Raw genomic sequence first — 19,318 nt, 5'->3', positions numbered from 1 at the left:
GGAACGAATGGGCGCATCGGAGACGGCCGCCCAACGCGGCGGGGGGCGGCCGGTGATCCACCTCTCGCAGCTGCTGCGCGCCCCAGTGCTGGCTCGTGCCGGGGAAACGGTGGGCCGGGTCGAGGACGTGATCGTGCGGCTGCGGGGCGCCGACGCGTACCCGCTGGTCACCGGGATCGTGGCCGGGGTCGGCGGGCGGCGGGTGTTCATCGGTGACAAATCGATCGATGAGTTCGCCGCGGACCGAGTCCTGTTGACTAAGAACAAGGTTGACCTTCGCGGCTTCGAGCGCCGTGACGGCGAGGTGCTGCTGCGCGCCGACGTGCTGGGCCACCGGCTGATCGACGTGGCCAACGTCGAGCTGATCCGCGCCTACGACGTGGAGCTGGAAGACACCGGCGCCGGATGGATGCTGACGCGCGTGGACACTCGGCGGCCACCACGGCTGTTCGGGCTGATCAAGCAGTCGGGAGGACACGCGGCCCGCGATTGGAAGGCGTTCGAGCCGCTGATCGGCGATGCCCGCTCGGACGCGGTGCGGCGCCTGTCGGACCGCTTCGGCGAGTTCAAGGCCGCCGAGATAGCCGACCTTCTCGAGGAGGCGGACAAGGCCGAGGGCGGCGAGATCCTCGACCGCGTGCGCAGCGACCCCGAACTGGAAGCCGACGTGTTCGAAGAGCTGGAGCCGGAAAAGGCCAGCCGGCTTCTCGACGGCATGCCAGACAACGAGGTTGCCGCGCTGCTAGGCCGGATGCGGGCCGATGACGCCGCCGACGCGATCGCCGACCTGCGCCAGTCGCGGCGCCGGCGCGTGCTGGAGCTGATGCCGGGACCGCAGCGCACCAAGGTCATCACCCTGATGGGCTTCAACCCCGAAAGCGCCGGCGGGCTGATGAACGTCGACTTCGTCTCGTGCGCCGCCACCACCACGGCGGCCGAAGCCCTGGCCCTGATCGCGTCCGCCAGCACCATACAGCCGGAGGCGCTGATCAAGGTGCACGTGATCGACGACGAAAGACGGCTCGACGGCGTCGTCTCGGTGATCACCTTGTTGCAGGCTCCGGCCGGCGAAACCCTTGCGCGGCTGATGGATTCCGATCCGGTACGGGTGACGCCGGACGCCGACCTGACCGACGTCGCGCTATTGATGGCCGACTTCAACCTCTACTCCATCCCGGTGGTCGACGACCACGATCGCGTGCTCGGTGTAGTCACCGTCGACGACGTGCTCGAGGCGACCATCCCCGAGGATTGGCGCCGGCGAGAGCCCGCGCCGCGGCCCGTCCGCGAGATCCCCGGCGAGAGCGCCCGCGTGCCCGGGGGTAATGCGCTGTGACCACGGGTCGCGAAGAGACCCGCCGGCCCAGCGCGGTGCTCGATGCCGCGCATCTGGGCGACATCGAGGGCGCGTTCGGTCGGATCAGCGTCGGTGAAACCGAACATGCCCGCACCTGGAAGACGCGGTTGCTGACCCTGCTCGCGATCGTCGGTCCCGGAATCATCGTGATGGTCGGCGACAACGACGCCGGCGGCGTCGCCACCTACGCGCAGGCCGGACAGAACTACGGCTACTCCCTGCTGTGGGTGCTGCTGCTGTTGATACCGGTCCTGATCGTCAACCAGGAGATGGTCGTGCGGCTCGGCGCGGTCACCGGCGTCGGACACGCGCGGCTGATCAACGAACGCTTCGGCCGCGGCTGGGGCTGGTTCTCGGTCGGCGACCTGTTCCTGCTCAACTTCCTGACCATCGTCACCGAATTCATCGGTATCAGCCTGGCCGCCGAGTTCATCGGCGTCTCCAAATACGTTGTGGTGCCGGTCTCGGCGGTGGCGCTGGTCGCGATCATGGCGAGCGGGAGCTTCCGCCGCTGGGAGCGCGCCATGTTCATTTTCATCGCCGTGACGCTGCTGCAGATCCCGATGCTGCTGATGTCCCATCCGCAATGGCGTCAGGCCGCGAAATCGCTGGTGATACCCAGCATTTCGGGCGGGGTGAGCTCGGACGCGGTGCTGCTCATCATCGCCATCGTCGGCACCACCGTGGCGCCCTGGCAATTGTTCTTCCAGCAGTCCAACGTCGTCGACAAGCGCATCACCCCGCGCTTCATCGGGTACGAACGCGCCGACACCGTGCTGGGTGCCTTCGTCGTGGTCATCGGCGCGGCAGCGCTGGTGATGACCGGTGAATGGGCGGCACGCTCCACCCACAGCGTGGGGGGCTTCACCGACGCCGGCGCCACCGCGCACCTGCTCGGCGAACACCGCGGGACGCTGGGCTGGATTTTCGCGATCGTGCTGATGGACGCCTCGATCATCGGGGCCGCCGCGGTCACCCTGGCCACCAGTTACGCCTTCGGTGACGTGTTCGGGCTGAAGCACTCGCTGCACCGCGGATTCGCCGACGCCAAGCAGTTCTACCTGTCCTACACGGCGATGGTGGTGGTGGCCGCGGCCATCGTGCTGATTCCCGGCGCCCCGCTCGGGCTGATCACCACCGCCGTGCAGGCCCTCGCCGGTCTACTGCTGCCCAGCGCCAGCGTCTTCCTGCTGCTGCTGTGCAACGACCGGGAAGTGTTGGGCCCATGGGTCAATCGGCCCTGGCTCAACTGGGTTGCCGGGTTGATCGTCGGCACGCTGCTGCTGCTGTCGGGAATCCTGATGGCCACCACGTTGTTTCGCGACCTCAACGTCGTGGCGGTGGCCGGCTACCTGGCGCTGGCCCTCGTGATACTGGCCGCCGCGGCGGTGCCGGTGCTGCGCTGGATGGCCCGCCGTCAACCCGCGGCGCCTGCGGCACGACTGCCGGCGCGCGGGGTCGACCGCAACACGTGGCGGATGCCGCCCCTGACGCTGCTCGAGCCGGTCACCTGGTCACCGGGCACCCGGCTCGGCATGATCGCGCTGCGCGCCTACCTGATCGTCGGCGCACTGCTCCTGGTGGTCAAGGCAATACAACTCAGTCACTGACCGGCTTGCCGGATGCGGCGGGCCACCTCGCCGTACCGCTCGAACCGCTCCGGATCGCCCACGGCGTTGTAAAGCACCAGGCGCGTGGCCTTGCCGGCGTATTTGTCGATCAGCGCGTCGGCGAGTCCGTCCCACGTCGACTCGGTGGCGAATGCGGCGATGTGGTCGTCGCTGACCTGGGCCGCCATGCCGGCGATGTCACCGGCCTTCTGCCGCTCGCGGATCCGGGCGGTCGTGCCCTCGAACCCGGCCTGGTCCCAGATGAACGCGTAATTGGGGGTGCTGCCGTAGAAAGCCATGCTGGCGCGCACGCCTTCTCGTTGCTTGTCGCGCTCCTCGTCGGTGTCACCGACGATGGTCATCACCGGCACGATCACCGCGATGTCCGCCGGCGAACGCCCCGCCTTCGCCGCCCCTTCGGCGACGGTCGGCAACACGTGGCGGGCGATGTAGCCGGGCTCGCCGATCGGGTGCACATGCACCCCGTCGGCCACCTCGCCCGCCATCCGCAGCATCCACGGATTGACCGCTGCGATATCGACTTTCGGGTCGGGCGCGTCGATCGGACCCGGGCTCCATTGCGGCGTGATGAAGTCAAGGTCGTAGAAATCACCGTGATGATCAAGCGTCCCGGAGCGGAACGCCGCGAAGCACGCTTTGACCGCGAATAGGTAGTCGCGCAGGCGCGGTCCGGGCCGCTCGAACGCGACGCCGTAGCGCCGGACGACGTGGGTGCGCACCTGGGTGCCCAGACCCAGCCGGAACTTCCCGCCGGTCGCTTCCTGAAGTTCCCAGGCCGTGGCGGCCGTGACAAAGGGGCTGCGCGGGAAGGCCACCGCGACGCCGGTGGACAGCTCGAGGCCGGGCGCGGCCTGCGAGGCCACGGCGGCATTGAGGTAGGCCGTGCGGCCCGTCTCGGTGAACAAGAGACCGGAGAAACCGGCGGCCTGCGTTCGCCGGCCCAGGTCGCCGATCTGGCGCAGCGGCTGCGGGACCGTCATCGCATCGACGTGCATGAGCGGAGCCTACGGGGGCCTGACCCTTGCCGGGCGACCGCGTCACGGTGTTAGCTCTTTAGTCGTCAGCAACCAACGCCGCTTCGCTAACCGGAGGCTCGCCAATATGGTTCGTGGATTGCTCATCGCTGGAGCAATCGTCGTGGGGATTGCGGGAACAACCGGCTACCGGCCCGGCCACTGATGGCCGCCCTAAACCCGCGACTGGTCGCCGCCATCGCCATCGCGTGTGCCGGCCTCGTGGCCTGCGGCTCGCAGCCCGCCGCTTCCAGTTCGAGCACGACGAAGCCGTCGGCGCCGCCCAGCTCGACCACCCCGTCCAGCGCGTCGCCTACCACCAGCACGCCGGCGTGCGTCGGGCTATCGATATGCCCGCCACCGCCGCCGGACGCCGAGGGAAATCCGGCGTGCTACTACGCGGACGGGTGGCGCGGCGATTCCTCGGGCGCCGGGATCGAGGTGTGGTACTTCCGTGACCCGCAGAGCCCGCCCAAGCCGGACAAGGTCACCGCGCTGGTGCGCAAGAAGGACGGGACCACCGAGTGGCAGGACGCCGACGTCGCCGCCGCCGACCAGCAGGTGCATCGGTTCGGATTCCCCACCGTCGCGCCGTCGGCGGTTCAAGAGGTGCTGTTCACCAGCGGCAGCGGCCGTTGCTTCGTCGTCGGACCGTAACCGGATCAGCGCCTCGGGGGGCGGTGGCTCACCGGGGCGGTGAACCCCTGCGTGTCGTCGAAGTTGGCCCACTGGCCGTCGTCGTTGACCTCCATGCGCCAGCCGAGCTCGGTGTTGCCGCCGATCGAGTGGATGAACCACGCGTGTGCGGACTCCGCGCTGGCAAAATCCTTCGTCGCGACGACCCGCCCACGCGGGTCGATGACGCGAAACTCAGCCATCGGATGTGATTATCCCTGCCAGCGGGTTTTCAATCCGGCTCATCTCCGATTGCGGGGCAAGCCGACCGCGAACGCCCGCAGCGCGGCCCTGGCAAATCCCGGGCTACACCGTGCGGGTCAACCGGTCGGCGAGCAGCTCGGCGAACCGCGCCGGGTCGTCGAGCGCACCCCCCTCCGCGAGAAGCGCTGTGCCGTAGAGCAATTCGGCGGTTTCGGCGACCCGGGCGAGCGCGTCGTCGTCCTGCGCCTTCTTTTGGGCCTCACGCAAGCCGGTGACCAGCGGGTGGTTCGGATTCAGCTCGAGAATCCGCTTGCCGACCGGGATGTCCTGACCAGACGCGCGGTAGAGTCGCGCGAGCGCCGGGGTGATGCCGAAGGCGTCGGTGATCAGGCAGGCCGGCGACTCCGTCAGGCGGCTGGAAAGCCGCACTTCCTTGACGTGGTCGCTCAACGTCTCCTTCATCCAGGTCAGCAGGTCGGCGAAGTCCTTCTGTTGCTCCTCGCGCTCGGCCGCGCTCTCTTCGCCTTCGGAGCTCAGGTCCACCTCGCCCTTGGCCACCGACTGCAGCGGCTTACCGTCGAACTCGGTCACCGTTCCCACCCAGACCTCGTCGACCGGGTCCGTGAGCAGCAGGACCTCGTAACCCTTGGCTTTGAAGGCCTCCAAATGCGGCGACTTCAGGATCTGCTGTCGCGTCTCCCCGGTGGCGAAGAAGATCTGCTCCTGCCCCTCCTTCATCCGCTCCACGTACTCCGCGAGGGTGGTCGCCTCCTCCTCGCTGTGCGTCGAGGCGAACGAACATATTTGCAACAAGGTCTCGCGGTTGTCGAAGTCCGACAGCAACCCCTCTTTGACGACTCGGCCGAATTGAGTCCAGAAGCTGCGGTAGTCGTCGGGCCGCTCGGACTGCAGCTCCTTGATGGTGGACAGCACTTTCTTGGTGAGCCGCCGGCGGATGGCCTTGATCTGCCGATCCTGCTGCAAGATCTCTCGCGAGACGTTCAGCGACATGTCCTGTGCGTCGACGACGCCCTTGACGAAGCGCAGGTATTCGGGCATCAGCTGGTCGCAATCGCCCATGATGAACACCCGCTTGACGTACAGCTGAATCCCGGTCTGGGCGTCGCGGTTGAACAGATCGAACGGCGCGTGGGACGGAATGAACAGCAGCGCCTGGTATTCGAAGGTGCCCTCGGCCTTCATCGCGATGACTTCCAGCGGGTCGTCCCAGGCGTGCGCGATGTGCTTGTAGAACTCCTTGTACTCCTCCTCGGAGACCTCTTCCTTGGGCCTGGCCCACAGCGCCTTCATCGAGTTGAGGGTCTCGGTTTCGACCGTGACGGTCTCTTCGCCGCCCTCCTCCTCAGCGGGCGTCCGTCGTTCGACCTCCATCCGGATGGGCCAGGCGATGAAGTCGGAGTACTTCTTGACCAGGCTCCGGATCTTCCATTCCGAGGTGTAGTCGTGCAGCTCGTCCTCGGCGTCCTCGGGCTTGAGGTGCAGCGTGACGGACGTCCCCTGGGGGGCTTCCCCAACAGATGAGTCGACGGCCTCGATGGTGTAGGTGCCTTCGCCGCTGGATTCCCACCTGGTGGCTTCGCTCTCACCGGCCTTGCGGGTGAACAGCTCGACCTTCTCGGCGACCATGAAGCTCGAGTAGAAGCCGATGCCGAACTGGCCGATCAGTTCCTCCGAGGCGGCCTCGTTCTGGGCCTCCCTCAACTGCTGACGCAGCTCGGCGGTGCCCGACTTGGCCAGGGTGCCGATCAGCCCCACCACCTCATCGCGGCTCATGCCGATGCCGTTGTCACGGATGATCAGCGTCCGTGCGTCTTTGTCCACCTCGATCTCGATGTGCAAGTCGGAGGTGTCGACGTCGAGGTCTTTGTTGCGGAAGGCTTCCAGCCGCAGCTTGTCCAGTGCGTCGGAAGCGTTCGAGATCAGCTCCCGCAGAAACGAATCCTTGTTGGAGTAGACGGAGTGGACCATCAGGTCCAGCAGTTGCCGTGCTTCCGCCTGAAACTCCAGCTGCTCGACACGCGCGTTCATGACATTCCCTACGTCTCTTCCCAGGTCCCCGTCGAGGACATTTGACGCTCCAAATTTACCGAGACGCTCCAAGCGCGTCGCTTGGGCCCGTCACGTCCGGCCTAGGCTGGACGGATGTCTGTAGCTCAACGCGAACGAGCCGCCCTGGTGGACACCATGCGCGCCACCGGACCCGAGGCGCCCACCTTGTGCGAAGGATGGAAGACGCGCGATCTCGCCGCCCACCTCGTCATCCGGGAGTACCGCCCCGACGCGGCTCCGGGCATCCTGATCCCGTTCTTCGCCGCTCATACCGAGAAGGTGCAGAACCAGGTGGCCGAGCGGGCCGACTGGGACGAGCTGGTTGACAAGGTGGCGTCCGGTCCGCCGCTTTACTCCCCGTTCAAGCTGCTCGACGCGGTGGCCAACGTCGCGGAAATGTTCATCCATCACGAGGATGTCCGCCGCGCGCAGCCGGGCTGGGAGCCGCGCGAGCTCGAACCGGCCCTGAGCGGCGTGCTGCGCCGCACCCTGCCGCTGATGGCGCGGCTCACGCTGGCCAAGGTGCCGGGCCGGGTGGCGCTGCGCACGCCCGAGGGCAAAACGGTGCTGACCGCGGGACAAGGGCCGGCCGTCACGGTGACCGGTCCGCCCGAGGAGCTGCTGCTGTTCGCGGTCGGGCGTTCGGCGCGAGTGACGTTCGACGGCGACGCGGCGGCGGTGCGGGCCGTCCGCGAGGCGCCCAAGGGGCTGTAGCCCGTCTTCACCCGAAGGCTTCGCGGAGATCTTTCTTGATCACCTTGCCGAATTGGTTGCGCGGCAAGGCCTCAACGATCACCAGGCGCTCTGGGTGTTTGTAGCGGCTCAACCCGCTCGAATGGCAATGCCGCACCAGCGATTCCAACGAGACGCCGTCGGCCGCCGCGGGCACCACCACCGCGCATACGCGCTCGCCGGTGCGCGGGTCGGGAACGCCGATGACTGCCACGTCGGCGACCGCGGCATGGGTGGCCAGCACGTTTTCGACTTCGAGGGCCGAAACGTTCTCCGCGTTGCGGATGATCGCATCCTTGATGCGCCCCGTCACGCGTACGTTGCCGTCCCGGTCGACCAGCCCGAGATCTCCCGTGCGGAGCCAGCCGTCCTCGTCGAATGCGTCCGCGTCCAGAGCCGGGTCGGCGTAGCCGAGAAAGCACTGGGGGCCCTTGAGCCGTAGCTCCCCCTCCCGGCCGAGGGGCAGTTCGGCTTCGTCGCCGCCCACCACCCGGACGGTTACCCCCCGGGTCGGCCTACCGACGGTGTGGTCCAACGATTCTGGCGTGTCGGTGAGCGACGGTGAAGCCGCCACGGGAAATTCGGTGAGCCCCCAAGCGTTGGCGATGCCGGGCAGGCCGAAGGCCTCCCGGATCTGACGGCCGAGCTCGGCGGTGATTGGTGCGCCGCCGGCCAGGCAGCCCCGCAGGAGCGGGAACAGCGGCTGGTCGCCGTGGGCTCGCTGGGCTTCGAGGAAGCCGACGAAAAACGGGGTCGCCGTGCCCAGGAAGGTCGGGTTGTGGGCCGCGATGGAGAACGGCGTCGTCGGCGGGTCGAATACCTGGAACAGCGCCAACCGCATGCCGGTCTGCAGCGCGGCGGCGAGCATCACCGCGCCGCCGATGTGCGCGACGGGAAAGGCGATGGGATCGACGTCGTCTCCGGTGATGCCGATCGCCTCCACCATCCCGGTCGCACCGGCCATCACCGATGCGTCGGTATGACGAATTCCTTTGGGCGCCGCGGTGGTTCCCGACGAGTAGTAGACCCATCGCGCATCGCTCGCCGACGCAGGCGCCGGCGGGAGCTCACAGGCGTCGGCCAGGGGCAGCCGAAGCTCGTCGCCCGCCGGCGGCGTCGCCAGATCGACGGTGATGACGTCGAACCCCCGAGCCGCGGCCAGGCCGCGCGCCAGGGCGCCATGATCGAAGCCGCGCCAAACCTCGGCCACCACAAGGTATTCGGAGGACAGCTGCGCAGTGATGAAACCGACCTCGTGCTCCCGCAGGATCGGGATGATCGGGTTTTGCACCGCGCCGAGCCGGGCCAGCGCCGCCATGACGACCACGGTCTCCAGCGTGGTCGGCAACTGCCACGACACCATCGTTCCCGCGCGGATCCCCCGCGCCGCGAAGGCGGCGGCCGTCGCGCAGGCGGCATCGTGGAACTGCCGCGCGGTCAGCGTGCGCCCGTGGTCGTCGGCGAGCAGCGGCCGGGGCGATCCCGCCCGCGCCGCGTCGGCGATCAGCCTCCAGAAGGTGACGTCGCTTTCGATGCTCATTCGTTCGTCGGATTGACCTGCGGTCGGAATCCGGAGTGCGCTATCGCCACCGAGACGCCGCTGCCGATGGGACCCCCGCGGTCGACGAGTACGGCCGAACCGGTGGCCACCCCGTCGTGGCTGTAATGGGTCAGCGAGGCCATGCCGATGTGCGGCCCCTCCGGCAGTCGGCTCAGCGTGAGCGTGTAGTCGGCGTTGATGAATTGCAAACCGTTTGTGCCCCAATTGGCAAGGGAGGCGGTGATATCGGCCGCCATGGCGGCACGGGTAAAGGGAGTCAGCGCTTCACCGTCGATGAGCGAGCGTGTCTCATGAAGCCAGGTGTATTTCTGGCCGGAGGTGTCCACCCATTCAGGGTCGCGATTCTGCAACTCGGTGCCCCAGCCGTAGGTGCGCATGAACAGCGTGGGTTGGGCGCCATCCTCGATGGGCAGCGGCGGCATCTGCGGGTTCGGCGACCACACCTGCCCTGCAGGCTGCGGTCCGCGCCGCAGGAACAACGCGCTGCCTCGCGCGACCGGGGCGCCATGCTGGGTGAGGACGACCTCGACGAGCCGCAGTCGCCGCCGGTCGTGGTGCACGGTGGTGTGCACCTCCATGGGTTCCAGCGCGACCGGTGCGGGAAGGTCGACGGTCAGCCGGGCGGGTTGCAGTTCTGGGTCGTCGACCGCGCGTTCGACCGCCCATCCGAGGAGTCCGCCGACGACGTGCCCGCTGAGCGACGGGCCCCACCCACCGCGCGCGATCTGGTTTGGCACGAAACGGGTTTCGTCGCGCAGCAAATATGGCGCCTGCGCCACCGAGCCGACGTCACCCGGCACGAGATTCGTTTCGGTCAATGCGCGGCGCTCCGCCCGGAGTTGGGATCCCTCATGTGAGGATGGCAACAGTAGATATTACAGTTACCAGTCCCAGTTGGCCGGGGTCCACCCGATTCAGGTCGGTATGCGGACCACCGCTCAGGCGATCGCTGCGCCCACCAGGTGGCCGATCACGTAGGTGATCGCCAGTGCGAGAACGCCCCCGACGACGTTGCGGATCACCGCGCCGGCCTTGGGTGCTCCCCCCAAACCGGCCGACACCGCCCCGGTGATCACCAGTGCGACGAGCACCGCCACGACGGTGACCGGGATTCTCCACGCCGCCGGCGGAACAAGGATCGCGATCAACGGCAGGAGGGCGCCGATCGCGAACGACAACGCCGAAGAAGAGGCCGCCTGCCAGGGGTTGGTCAGCTCCTCGGGATTAATGCCGAGTTCGACTTCGGCATGGGCGAGGAGCGGATTGTGGTCGGTGAGTTCCTCGGCGACGGTGCGGGCGGTCGCCGCCGTCAGGCCTTTCGCCTCATACAGGGCGGCGAGCTCGTCCAATTCGGCGGCCGGGTCGTCGCGCAGCTCCTGGCCTTCCTTGTGCAGCAGCGCCTTCTCGGTGTCACGTTGGGTACTGACCGAGACGTATTCGCCCAGCGCCATGGACACCGCGCCGGCGACCAGCCCCGCGGCTCCGGCCGTCAAAACCGGAGCGCGTTGCACCGTCGCGGCCGCGACTCCCACCACGATGCCCGCCGTGGACACGATCCCGTCGTTGGCACCCAAAACTCCGGCGCGCAGCCAGTTCAACTTCGACGACACCGAACCCAGATGCGGTTCGGACTGATGAGGATGCGACCGGCTCGACACGGCCGCAACGATATCGACCAAAGACTCCCAGGACTAGCAAACATAGCCTTGCCAAAGGGGCGGGCCCGGCTCGTCCGGCCACCCAAAGGTGCCGCCCCGGGCTGGCGCCGAGCCGCGACACGTAAACGCCTGCGACGACACGCCGGCGCGGGTCGCAGTGAGTGATGTCTCGCGGTTCCGAGGCCGGCCTTCCACCGGCCCAAGTTGCCGCGGGCGCGGCCCAAAAGGTCCGCATGGGTTCCTCACAGCCGTTACATAGGGAAGCTATTTAGGGTCGGTCTGTGTAAGGGGGGATTCTGAGGAATTCACTAGCGGTTAGACAGGTGAAGGACTATGAAACTTAAGCAATTTCTTGGGGGGATGACCGTCGCCGGCGCTCTGAGCGCTGCGGCATTGGGTATGGGGACCGGTGCGGCCAGCGCCGCTCCGGTCGGGCCGCCTGGCCCGGCGGGCAACCATGGCGCACCCGCTCCCGGCGGCATTCACCCGCCCAACGCACCCGGTGATCCCGGCGGCCCGGGTGGTCCCGGCGGGCCGGGCGGCCCCGGCGGACCTGGCGGACCTGGTGGCCCAGGCGGGCCCGACCATGGCGGGCCCAATGGTCCGGGCGGACCCGGTGGACCCGGTGGACCCGGCGGACCTGGTGGACCCGACCACCCAGGCGGACCCGGCGGACCCGACCACCCGGGCGGACCCGGCGGACCCGACCACCCGGGCGGACCCGGTGGACCCGGCGGTCCGGGTGGGCCTGGCGGCCCCGGCGGCCCGTGGCACGGAGACCCCCACCGCGGCTACTTCCGCGGCGCCCCGTGGGGTGACGGGCCGGCGCCCTGGGGACCGGGCGAGCCACCACGACCAAACTGGGACCGGCCGCTCCCGCCGCCCGGTGGGCAGTGGGGATACGGCCCAATCAACTACTGGGGCTATGAGGAGACTCCCGTGTGGGACCCCGGCTTCAATCAGTGGGGCTTCTGGTTCTTCGGAGTCTGGATTCCGCTGTAAACAGCAGTAAGGACGACGCCCGCTTCGCCACCCGGCGAGGCGGGCGTCGTGCTGTCAGCCCGTAGCGGGCATAACGAACCAGACTGCACCGCGAGAGCTTTACGCCATCCCGGGGTGCGGCCACGACAAACCGCGGTGGGGGCTTTGTCCCCTGCCGAGGCCATACGCTAAGTGCCCATGTATCGACCCTCGCGCGTCGTGCATGTGGGCCGCTGCGAGCACTTCTCGCGATCCGCACCTAGCGGCGCGAGCAAGCTGGCCGCCTGACGGTCGCTCAGCTTTTGGTGCCGACAGTGATCAGGTCGGAGATGACGCGGGTCCAGACCGGTCGCGGGATCCGGCGCTGCTCGCTGATGACGAACCCGGCGTCTTCGAACATCGCCCGCATTTCCGCCGGCGACGCATTGTGTTGGGGCTTCCACCTATTGGCCGAAGGGACTTGCAATCGCGGTTGCCGCGCGCTTAGGGCCGCAACGGCCACCAGTCCACCGGGCGCCAGCACGCGATGAAATTCGCGCAACGCCGCCGGCTGGTCGAAGAAGTGGAACGCCGACGTGGTCACCACGGCATCGACAGCCCCGTCATCGAACGGCAGCCGCTCCGCCGGGCCGCGCAACCACTGCACTGCCTCGGTCCTGGCGCGTGCCTGGCCGAGCATGCCTTCGGACATGTCGACACCGTAGATCTCATCGGGCCGGAGCTCGCGGGCGATCCGATCACTGAGAATGCCCGTGCCGCAGGCGACATCAGCTATCTTGCGGGCGTGGTGCGCGCGCAATTGGGCTATCACCTCGTCGTGCGGCGGACGGTACACCCACTGCTGCAGGAACGGCAGGTCGTAGACCGGGGCCAGGAAGCTCCACAGGCGCGTGACCGCGTCGTTGAGCCCTCGGCGACTCGGCTCCGTCATCCGTCCAAGACCGAGCTGTAGTAGATCGTGTCGGCAACGGACACCGAGTCGTTGGTCTGAGGGATCGCCGCCAACCCGCTGCTGGCCAGCAGTTCACTCATCTGCTTGCCGACCGTCCGCCAACCGAGGTTTTTCAGGTAGTCGGCGACGTCGTTGCGCTCACCCTCGAAACCCAGCTCCTCCCAGTCCAACTCGAAGCCGTGGTCACGCCATTTGGCGGTGGCCCTGCGCATCATCTCGCGGGCCTTCTCGACGTCGTGCTGCGGCCGGTCCGGGATGGCCTCGACGGCGAGCCTGCTGCCCCGGGCACTGAGCGCGGAGATGTTGTCCAGCAAGCGGTCCTGCGCCTCGGGCGGCAGGTACCCGAAAAGACCCTCGGCGATCCACGCGGTCGGGCGGCTCTGGTCAAAGCCCGCATCCACCAGTGCTTTTGGCCAGTCCCGACGCAAATCAATGGCGACGGTGCGCAGGTCGGCCTGCGGGGCGGCACCCAACTTCGCCAGGGTGGTGGTCTTGAACTCGATCACCTCCGGCTGGTCGATCTCGAAGACCGTCATGTCGGCGGGCCATGCCAACCGGTAGGCGCGCGCGTCCAGCCCGGACGCCAGAATCACGGCCTGACGGATCCCGGCCTCCGCGGCGTCGTGAAAGAAGGCGTCGAAGAACCTGGTGCGGGCGGCCATCGCCAAGGGCATATGCTCCAGCTTCCAGCCGGATTCGTGGTCGTCGACGTCAGCGGCGGCGAGGTCGCCGTCGACCCACCGCGTGAAGAAGTCCACTCCGACGGCGCGAACCAGCGGTTCGGCGAAGCGGTCGTCGATCAGCGGGTCCTCAGCCTTGGTCGCGATCGCTCGGGCCGCGGCCACCATCGTGGCCGTTGCGCCCACGCTGGTGGCCAGATCCCAGCTGTCGTCGTTTGTGCGTGGCATGTGTCTTCCCCCTGGCAGTCAAAGCGATACTTAGCAACCATAACGACCACGGGAGGCGAAGAGTTCCCCGGCGTTTTGTGGCAGCTCGACGCGGTGAGCGCTGGGTCGCCAAGGCGCCAAATGCCCAACCCCAGACCACACGCTTCATCGCGGCGGTTGTCATGTGGGTCGCCTCCAGCTGGCGGTCCTGTTATTCGGTAAGCAGCTCGAACACGGGGATGACGCGGTCGGTGCGCTCCTGGTACTCACCGAACCCCGGCGCCCGCTCGACGACGATCCGATAGACGGAATCGCGCTCGTCGCGCGGCAATTCGCGCACGGATGCCGGCTTGGGCCCCTGTGAGCCGATCTCCACCGTCACCCGCGGGTTGGCGCGGATGTTGTGCACCCATGCGGGGTTCTTGTCCCGGCCCGCGGCGGATCCGACGATATAGATCCTGCCGTCGACGTCGAAGTATGCAACCGGATTTACCCGCTGCGCACCGCTTCGCGCCCCGGTCGAGGTCAACAACAGCAACGGGAAACCCTCGAACTGTCCACCGACCTTGCCGCCGTTGCGGCGGAACTCCTCGATGTTGCGCTCGTTGAACTCGCGCTCCGAATGCATGTCGTCATCGCCCATCACCCCATCCTGGCACGGAACCGACGGGCCGGGTCCGCGCGGATTGATCCGAGCCGAATGCGGGTATCACCAGGCAATCCCGTCGGGGGGTATCCGCTTCCGCAGCGACGAAGTGAGCACGAGATGGTCGGCTGGCTGGACAGGCTGCAGCGACGAAACCGCGTCGCCGGCGTGGTGATCGGGGTCGTATACAAGTATCTCGACGACCAAGGCGGTTACCTATCCGCCCTGATCACCTATTACGCGTTCGTGTCCCTGTTCCCGTTATTACTGCTCTTGACCACCGGCCTGGGAGTGGTGCTCGCCGGGCGCCCCGACTTGCAGGAGCAGGTGCTGCACAGCACGCTCAGCCAGTTCCCGGTCATCGGCGATCAGCTGCATCAGCCCGCGGGTCTCAGCGGGGGAACCGTCGCCGTGGTCGTCGGCATTGCGGGCGCGCTTTACGGCGGGCTGGGCGTGGGCCAGGCGGTGCAGAATGCGATGGACTCGGTATGGGCCGTGCCGAGGAATAAACGCCCCGACCCGATCCGTTCACGGCTGCGCAGCCTGATGTTGCTCTTGGTCCTCGGCTCGGCGGCCATCGCCGCCACGGTTCTGTCGGCGGCCGGCCAGGCGACCACCGCGCTGGGCGTCTTCGGAAAGATCGGCGTCGCATTGGTCGCCGTGGCGATCAACGCGATGATCTGCCTGGTGGCGTTTCGCGTCACCACCGCCCGAGAACTCACCTATCGCCAGGTGCTGCCCGGATCGCTTGGAGCAGCGGTCATTTGGCAGATTCTGCAGTGGGGCGGCGCCGGATACATTCGGCATACGGTGAAGTCGGCCAGCGCGACCAACAGCGTCTTCGCCTTGGTGCTGGGTTTACTGGCCTTCCTGTTCCTGGTGTCGTCCACGCTGGTTCTCTGCGCCGAGATCAATGTCGTTCTGGTGGAACACCTTTACCCGCGGGCGTTGCTCACCCCCTTCACGGACGACGCGGAACTCACCACGGCGGACCGCAAAACCTACACCAAGAAGGCGAAAGCCGAACGCGTCAAAGGCTTCCAGCGCGTCAGCGTCAGATTCGGAGACCTCGGCCGTAAGGCAAGCCCGCCCCGGACGCCGACGCCGACGCCGACCATCCGGGGCCGGCCCAGCGGGTGATCAGTTGCCGCGGCCGGTCTGCTGCTGCAACTCGTCGATGAGTTCGGACGCCTGCGCCTTGGTCAAGTCGTCAGGAACATCCCGCCCGGCTTCCTGAGCCAACGTGTGCAGGTAGCTGCGCTGCGGACCGGTCATCGGCTCGTCACCGGTCACCCACTCGGACGTGTCCTTCTCCGGGTTCTCACTCGGTGCCTGTCGCGTGTCGTCAGTCATGTTTTCCCACCTCCGCGAGGAGGGATAGCCGTCGCACGTACGTTCGAAACCTAGGAATCGGATGCGGACTCGGCGCCGGTGTCGGTCAGCCGTTTGCAAGAATCGGTTGCTATGTCGCGATCCTTCGACATCCGCATCGAATCGCCCGACAGCGTCGAACAAATCCATGCGGCGTTTGGCCGCGAGGAATACTGGCTGGCCCGACTGAAGGCCAGCAACGCCCCCACCACGCTGGATTCGCTGGAAGTCGAGGCCGACGGCACGGTGAGCATGCGCGCAACGCAACACGTATCCCGGCAGTTAATGCCCGCGCTGATCGCCAAGGTCGTCCCCGGGGAGCTGAAGATCGTTCACAGCGAGACGTGGCGACCCGTCGCCGACGGGGAAGTCCGCGGCCAGATCAACGTCGTGTCCTCCGGGGGCCTGGGGTCAGGGCGCGCGGAAGCGTTCATGGCACCCGCCGGGAACGGGGCGCGGCTGCGCTTCGCCGTGGAGGTGGCGATGAGGATCCCGTTGGTGGGCCGCAAACTCGAGAAATCGATGCAAGCCGACCTGACCGAAAGCCTCCCCGCGTTGCAGCGTTTCACCAGCACCTGGATCGCCGAGAACACCTGACGCCCGGCCGGTCGTCATCAGTCCGCCGAAGGCGCGGGTTCGACGGCCACCAATTCGGTAAGTCCGCTGATCGTCAGGATCGGCATCAGGATCGGGTGGGCGATCAGGTTGATGTGGTTGGCGTGGGAGAACAAGGCATTGATCGCGGCGCTGTCGAGGTACTCGACGCCGCTGAGGTCGACAGTCAGCGGCCCGCCGGTCGCGGCCTTTCCGCTGACGGTGGTAAGGGCCTGAACAAAGGCGTCGATGTTGCTCAGATCGATCTCCCCGGCCGCGACCAGCATCAGTTCCCCATCGTCGCGGCGCGCGGTGTCGAGGGTGAGCGACGTGGGCATCATGTGATCCTCGCGGATAGGTGAACCGTGGTTCCGGCGGCATCGGGATTGATGGTGACGTCATTCATGAGCCCCCGCATGAGGGCAATACCCCGTCCCCGGTGGGGATAACTCGCCGGTTGCGGAGGTTTCCACGAGCCGGTGTCGGTGATGGTCAACTGCACCTGGTCGACCAGTGCGGTCGCGCCCAGGCTGATGGTGCCTTCGGGCTGGTCCCGGTGACCGTGCTCGATGGCGTTGGCGACCGCCTCCCCAGCGGCGACGAGCACGTTCATCGCTTGTTCCGGGTCCAGTCGGGTGCGAGTCAGCCAGGTGCGCAGCGCGGTCCGGGCCGGGGCCAAGTGACTGACATCGGCCGGGAATGTCAGCTCCAGCGGCGCGGGATGACGGTAAAGCAGTACGACAACGTCGTCCTGATAGCCGCCGCTGGGCGCCAGACCGGACATGAGGTGGTTCGCCAGTTCGTCGAGGGTCGACCCGCGGCCGTCCCGCACGAACTCGGCGGCCCGGGAGATGCCCTGCCCCAGCGCGGTACGGCGACGTTCGACCAAGCCGTCGGTATAGAGCAGCAGGGTGGCGCGCGCCGGCACAGTCACTTGGGCCTCGGGGCGAGACCAGTTGGGCCGTACGCCCAGTGCGATGGTGTGGCCGTCGTCGAGCATTTGAGCGGTGCCATCAGCGTGGACCAGGATGGGCGGCGGGTGCCCGGCGCTGGAATACACCAGCTCGCCGGTCTCGGGGTTGAGCACCGCGCAGACGGCGGTGGTGCATTGCGCGCCGGGCAGCCGGGCGGCAAAGCGATCCATCCCGGCGAGGGCCGCCCCGGGGCTGGGGTTTTCGAACAGCAACGCGCGGCACGCGCTGCGCACCTGCCCCATCACGGTCGCGGCGGCCAGACCATGCCCCACGCAATCGCCAACGACCATCGCGATGCGCCCGTCCTCGAGGTCGACGATGTCGTACCAGTCACCGCCCACTTGCAGCGGCCGGCTGGCGGCCTGGTACCGCACCGCGAATCCGAGCGGCAGGTCGGCCGGACCCAGGATCGCGTGCTGCAGCGCCAAGGCGGTTTCGCGCTGCTGGTCGACCTGATGGACCCGCTGCAGGCCCTGGCCGAGCCGGCCCGCCAACACGGTGAGCAGGGTTTGGTCTTCGAGGGTGAACGGCCGACGCTCGGCCAGATCGATCCAGACGACGAGCACGCCCTCGGGGTGTTGCAGCGCGATGCCCGCCGTCCCGGGCTCCCCCGTGCTGGGGGTGAGTAGGTCGCCCTCGCGCAATGCGCTGAGCATGCGCTGAGTGTGTGGCGGAAGGTCTTCCCATTGCACCGGCTCGCCTACCGACACGACTCGTGGTGGGCCAAAGGCGGTTCCGGTGGATGAACTTTGAGCCGGGAAGGTGGCGGCGACGACGCGGCGGGCCCGCCACAACCGGCGCAATTCTTCCGCCGCGGCGTTCACCGCGTCGTCGACGCTGTCCGCTTGGGCGAGTTCCTGGTTGAGCGCGTGTTCGCGACCTGCCGCCAGCGCCAGGGCGATGGCGGCGTGCCGAGCGAAGTCGCTGACCAGCTCGAGGTAATCGTCGCCGAAGGGCGATTGCTGCGGGTCGCGGGCGACGGCGATGACGCCGAGCACCGCGCCGTCGGCGATCAGCGGCATCACTATCGCGGAGCGTTCGCCGACGTCGGTGAACCCCTCGATCGGATACTGGAAGGACTCGGTGATGAGCGGCTGGCCGCGCCGCGCCACGCCGCCCGTGGTCGAGCCGTCCATCGGCACCTGGCGACCGATCACCTCGGAGGAGTATCTGCCCGCCGTGGCGGCCACGACCAAGGTGTCGACGTCATCGGCGGGCACGTCCGGCTCCTTCGGAACCAGCAGAATCGCCTGTTCGGCGCCGGCCAATTCGAGCGCCCGATTCACGATCAGCTGGAGCGGTCCGGTCTGGGGGTCGCCGGACAGCAGCGCGGTGGTGATCTCGCGGCTGGCCTTCGTCCACTTGGCGGATTCGCGTTCCCGCTCGAACAGGCGCGCGTTGTCGATGGCCGCCGCCGCGGCGGTCGCCAGTGCCCGCACAGCGGCCGCCTGGGAGTCAGAGAACGCTCGGCCGGCCACGTCGCCGGCGAGGTAGAGGCTGCCGAAGTCCGCTCCCCGAACCGTGATCGGAATCCCGAGGAGCGCGCGCACCTGCGGATCGTGCGCTTGCAGCGCGCCGGCCTGTGGGTGGGCGCTGACGTCGGCGAGCCGCAGTCCCTCCCCCACCGGCAGATCACCGAGCAGCCGCGCGGTGTCGTCGTCGGTCCCCGCGCGCACGAAGGAGGCGAAGGCGCCGTCGGGGGCGCGGATACCGAGGGCTGCGTAGCGGCAGCCGGTCAGCTCCATCGCCCCCTTGACGATCCGGTGCAGGGTCACGTCGAGGTCGAGGTCCGAACCGATTTCGCTGATGACCCGGACCAGTTGTTCCATCTGGTCGCGGGCTGCCACCAGCTCGTCGAGCTGCTCATGGATCTGGCTGACCAGCTCACGCCGGCCCTGCCAGGTGAACGCCGATCCACCTCCCCCCTCGATGCCCATGGCTACAAACCTAACGGTTCACACGGGCAGGCCCTAGGGTGGCGGTGATCTTCGGGGCGCCGAGAGCTTTACTCG

Annotated in this window: 19 protein-coding genes; 7 read left to right on the top strand and 12 right to left on the bottom strand. The window is 67.8% G+C overall.

From position 1 onward, the window contains the following. Nucleotides 1–7: 7 nt before the first annotated feature. Nucleotides 8–1,336, top strand: a complete 1,329-nt coding sequence (locus ACEL92_RS10480) for a magnesium transporter MgtE N-terminal domain-containing protein (RefSeq protein WP_374025497.1) — start codon at nucleotides 8–10, stop codon at nucleotides 1,334–1,336. Beyond that, nucleotides 1,333–2,967 (top strand): NRAMP family divalent metal transporter, encoded by a 1,635-nt coding sequence (locus tag ACEL92_RS10475; protein WP_374025496.1) that lies wholly within the window; start codon nucleotides 1,333–1,335, stop codon nucleotides 2,965–2,967. Before ACEL92_RS10480 ends, ACEL92_RS10475 begins: the two co-directional genes overlap by 4 nt. Here the strand turns inward: ACEL92_RS10475 and ACEL92_RS10470 are convergent. Then, nucleotides 2,961–3,983 (bottom strand): TIGR03617 family F420-dependent LLM class oxidoreductase, encoded by a 1,023-nt coding sequence (locus ACEL92_RS10470; RefSeq protein ID WP_374025495.1) that lies wholly within the window; start codon nucleotides 3,981–3,983, stop codon nucleotides 2,961–2,963. The two genes, ACEL92_RS10475 and ACEL92_RS10470, sit on opposite strands and share 7 nt — an antisense overlap. 183 nt (nucleotides 3,984–4,166) lie before the next feature. On the opposite strand from ACEL92_RS10470, the gene ACEL92_RS10465 reads away from it, so the two are divergent. Beyond that, nucleotides 4,167–4,658 (top strand): hypothetical protein, encoded by a 492-nt coding sequence (locus tag ACEL92_RS10465; protein WP_374025494.1) that lies wholly within the window; start codon nucleotides 4,167–4,169, stop codon nucleotides 4,656–4,658. 5 nt (nucleotides 4,659–4,663) lie between these two features. On the opposite strand, the gene ACEL92_RS10460 is transcribed toward ACEL92_RS10465, so the two are convergent. Both ACEL92_RS10460 and htpG read right to left on the bottom strand, forming a co-directional pair. Further along, nucleotides 4,664–4,879: a hypothetical protein gene (locus ACEL92_RS10460; RefSeq protein ID WP_374025493.1), complete on the bottom strand. Its 216-nt coding sequence runs from the start codon at nucleotides 4,877–4,879 to the stop codon at nucleotides 4,664–4,666. Nucleotides 4,880–4,982: 103 nt separating this feature from the next. Beyond that, nucleotides 4,983–6,929 carry a molecular chaperone HtpG gene (htpG, locus tag ACEL92_RS10455; RefSeq protein WP_374025492.1) on the bottom strand — a complete coding sequence of 649 codons (1,947 nt, stop codon included), beginning with the start codon at nucleotides 6,927–6,929 and terminating at the stop codon, nucleotides 4,983–4,985. A 114-nt stretch (nucleotides 6,930–7,043) separates the two neighbouring features. Between htpG and ACEL92_RS10450 the strand changes: the two genes are divergently transcribed. Continuing rightward, on the top strand, nucleotides 7,044–7,664 hold the full coding sequence (locus ACEL92_RS10450; protein WP_374025491.1) for a TIGR03085 family metal-binding protein: 621 nt from the start codon (nucleotides 7,044–7,046) through the stop codon (nucleotides 7,662–7,664). A 7-nt stretch (nucleotides 7,665–7,671) separates the two neighbouring features. On the opposite strand, the gene ACEL92_RS10445 is transcribed toward ACEL92_RS10450, so the two are convergent. The 3 genes from ACEL92_RS10445 to ACEL92_RS10435 form a co-directional block, all read right to left on the bottom strand. After that, on the bottom strand, nucleotides 7,672–9,222 hold the full coding sequence (locus ACEL92_RS10445; protein ID WP_374025490.1) for a class I adenylate-forming enzyme family protein: 1,551 nt from the start codon (nucleotides 9,220–9,222) through the stop codon (nucleotides 7,672–7,674). Beyond that, a complete protein-coding gene (locus ACEL92_RS10440) occupies nucleotides 9,219–10,061 on the bottom strand; it encodes a thioesterase family protein (RefSeq protein ID WP_374026166.1) in 843 nt (280 codons plus the stop codon). Before ACEL92_RS10440 ends, ACEL92_RS10445 begins: the two co-directional genes overlap by 4 nt. Before the next feature lie 120 nt (nucleotides 10,062–10,181). Continuing rightward, nucleotides 10,182–10,901 carry a VIT family protein gene (locus tag ACEL92_RS10435; RefSeq protein ID WP_374025489.1) on the bottom strand — a complete coding sequence of 240 codons (720 nt, stop codon included), beginning with the start codon at nucleotides 10,899–10,901 and terminating at the stop codon, nucleotides 10,182–10,184. Between the two features lie 333 nt (nucleotides 10,902–11,234). Between ACEL92_RS10435 and ACEL92_RS10430 the strand changes: the two genes are divergently transcribed. Beyond that, a complete protein-coding gene (locus tag ACEL92_RS10430) occupies nucleotides 11,235–11,903 on the top strand; it encodes a chitin-binding protein (RefSeq protein WP_374025488.1) in 669 nt (222 codons plus the stop codon). A gap of 274 nt (nucleotides 11,904–12,177) precedes the next feature. On the opposite strand, the gene ACEL92_RS10425 is transcribed toward ACEL92_RS10430, so the two are convergent. From ACEL92_RS10425 to ACEL92_RS10415, 3 genes are all read right to left on the bottom strand, one after another. Further along, on the bottom strand, nucleotides 12,178–12,813 hold the full coding sequence (locus ACEL92_RS10425) for a class I SAM-dependent methyltransferase (RefSeq protein ID WP_374025487.1): 636 nt from the start codon (nucleotides 12,811–12,813) through the stop codon (nucleotides 12,178–12,180). Beyond that, complete coding sequence (locus ACEL92_RS10420) at nucleotides 12,810–13,742, bottom strand: SAM-dependent methyltransferase (protein WP_374025486.1); 933 nt, start codon at nucleotides 13,740–13,742, stop codon at nucleotides 12,810–12,812. Before ACEL92_RS10420 ends, ACEL92_RS10425 begins: the two co-directional genes overlap by 4 nt. Before the next feature lie 190 nt (nucleotides 13,743–13,932). Further along, a complete protein-coding gene (locus ACEL92_RS10415; RefSeq protein WP_374025485.1) occupies nucleotides 13,933–14,364 on the bottom strand; it encodes a nitroreductase family deazaflavin-dependent oxidoreductase in 432 nt (143 codons plus the stop codon). Nucleotides 14,365–14,487: 123 nt separating this feature from the next. Between ACEL92_RS10415 and ACEL92_RS10410 the strand changes: the two genes are divergently transcribed. Continuing rightward, entirely contained in the window at nucleotides 14,488–15,507 is a 1,020-nt protein-coding gene (locus tag ACEL92_RS10410; RefSeq protein WP_374025484.1) for a YihY/virulence factor BrkB family protein, read from the top strand. Here the strand turns inward: ACEL92_RS10410 and ACEL92_RS10405 are convergent, their stop codons facing one another. Further along, nucleotides 15,508–15,720, bottom strand: a complete 213-nt coding sequence (locus ACEL92_RS10405; RefSeq protein WP_374025483.1) for a DUF3072 domain-containing protein — start codon at nucleotides 15,718–15,720, stop codon at nucleotides 15,508–15,510. 111 nt (nucleotides 15,721–15,831) lie between these two features. Here ACEL92_RS10405 and ACEL92_RS10400 point away from each other — a divergent pair, with 111 nt between their 5' ends. Then, nucleotides 15,832–16,335 (top strand): DUF2505 domain-containing protein, encoded by a 504-nt coding sequence (locus tag ACEL92_RS10400; protein ID WP_374025482.1) that lies wholly within the window; start codon nucleotides 15,832–15,834, stop codon nucleotides 16,333–16,335. 17 nt (nucleotides 16,336–16,352) lie between these two features. Here ACEL92_RS10400 and ACEL92_RS10395 read toward each other — a convergent pair whose 3' ends face one another. Together ACEL92_RS10395 and ACEL92_RS10390 are read right to left on the bottom strand one after the other, a co-directional pair. Next, nucleotides 16,353–16,670 (bottom strand): STAS domain-containing protein, encoded by a 318-nt coding sequence (locus tag ACEL92_RS10395; RefSeq protein ID WP_374025481.1) that lies wholly within the window; start codon nucleotides 16,668–16,670, stop codon nucleotides 16,353–16,355. After that, a complete protein-coding gene (locus tag ACEL92_RS10390; RefSeq protein WP_374025480.1) occupies nucleotides 16,670–19,243 on the bottom strand; it encodes a SpoIIE family protein phosphatase in 2,574 nt (857 codons plus the stop codon). Before ACEL92_RS10390 ends, ACEL92_RS10395 begins: the two co-directional genes overlap by 1 nt. Between the last annotated feature and the right edge of the window lie 75 nt (nucleotides 19,244–19,318).

The organism is Mycobacterium hainanense (assembly GCF_041890355.1).
GTDB lineage: Bacteria > Actinomycetota > Actinomycetes > Mycobacteriales > Mycobacteriaceae > Mycobacterium > Mycobacterium hainanense.
This window is presented reverse-complemented; position numbering and strand designations above follow the sequence as displayed.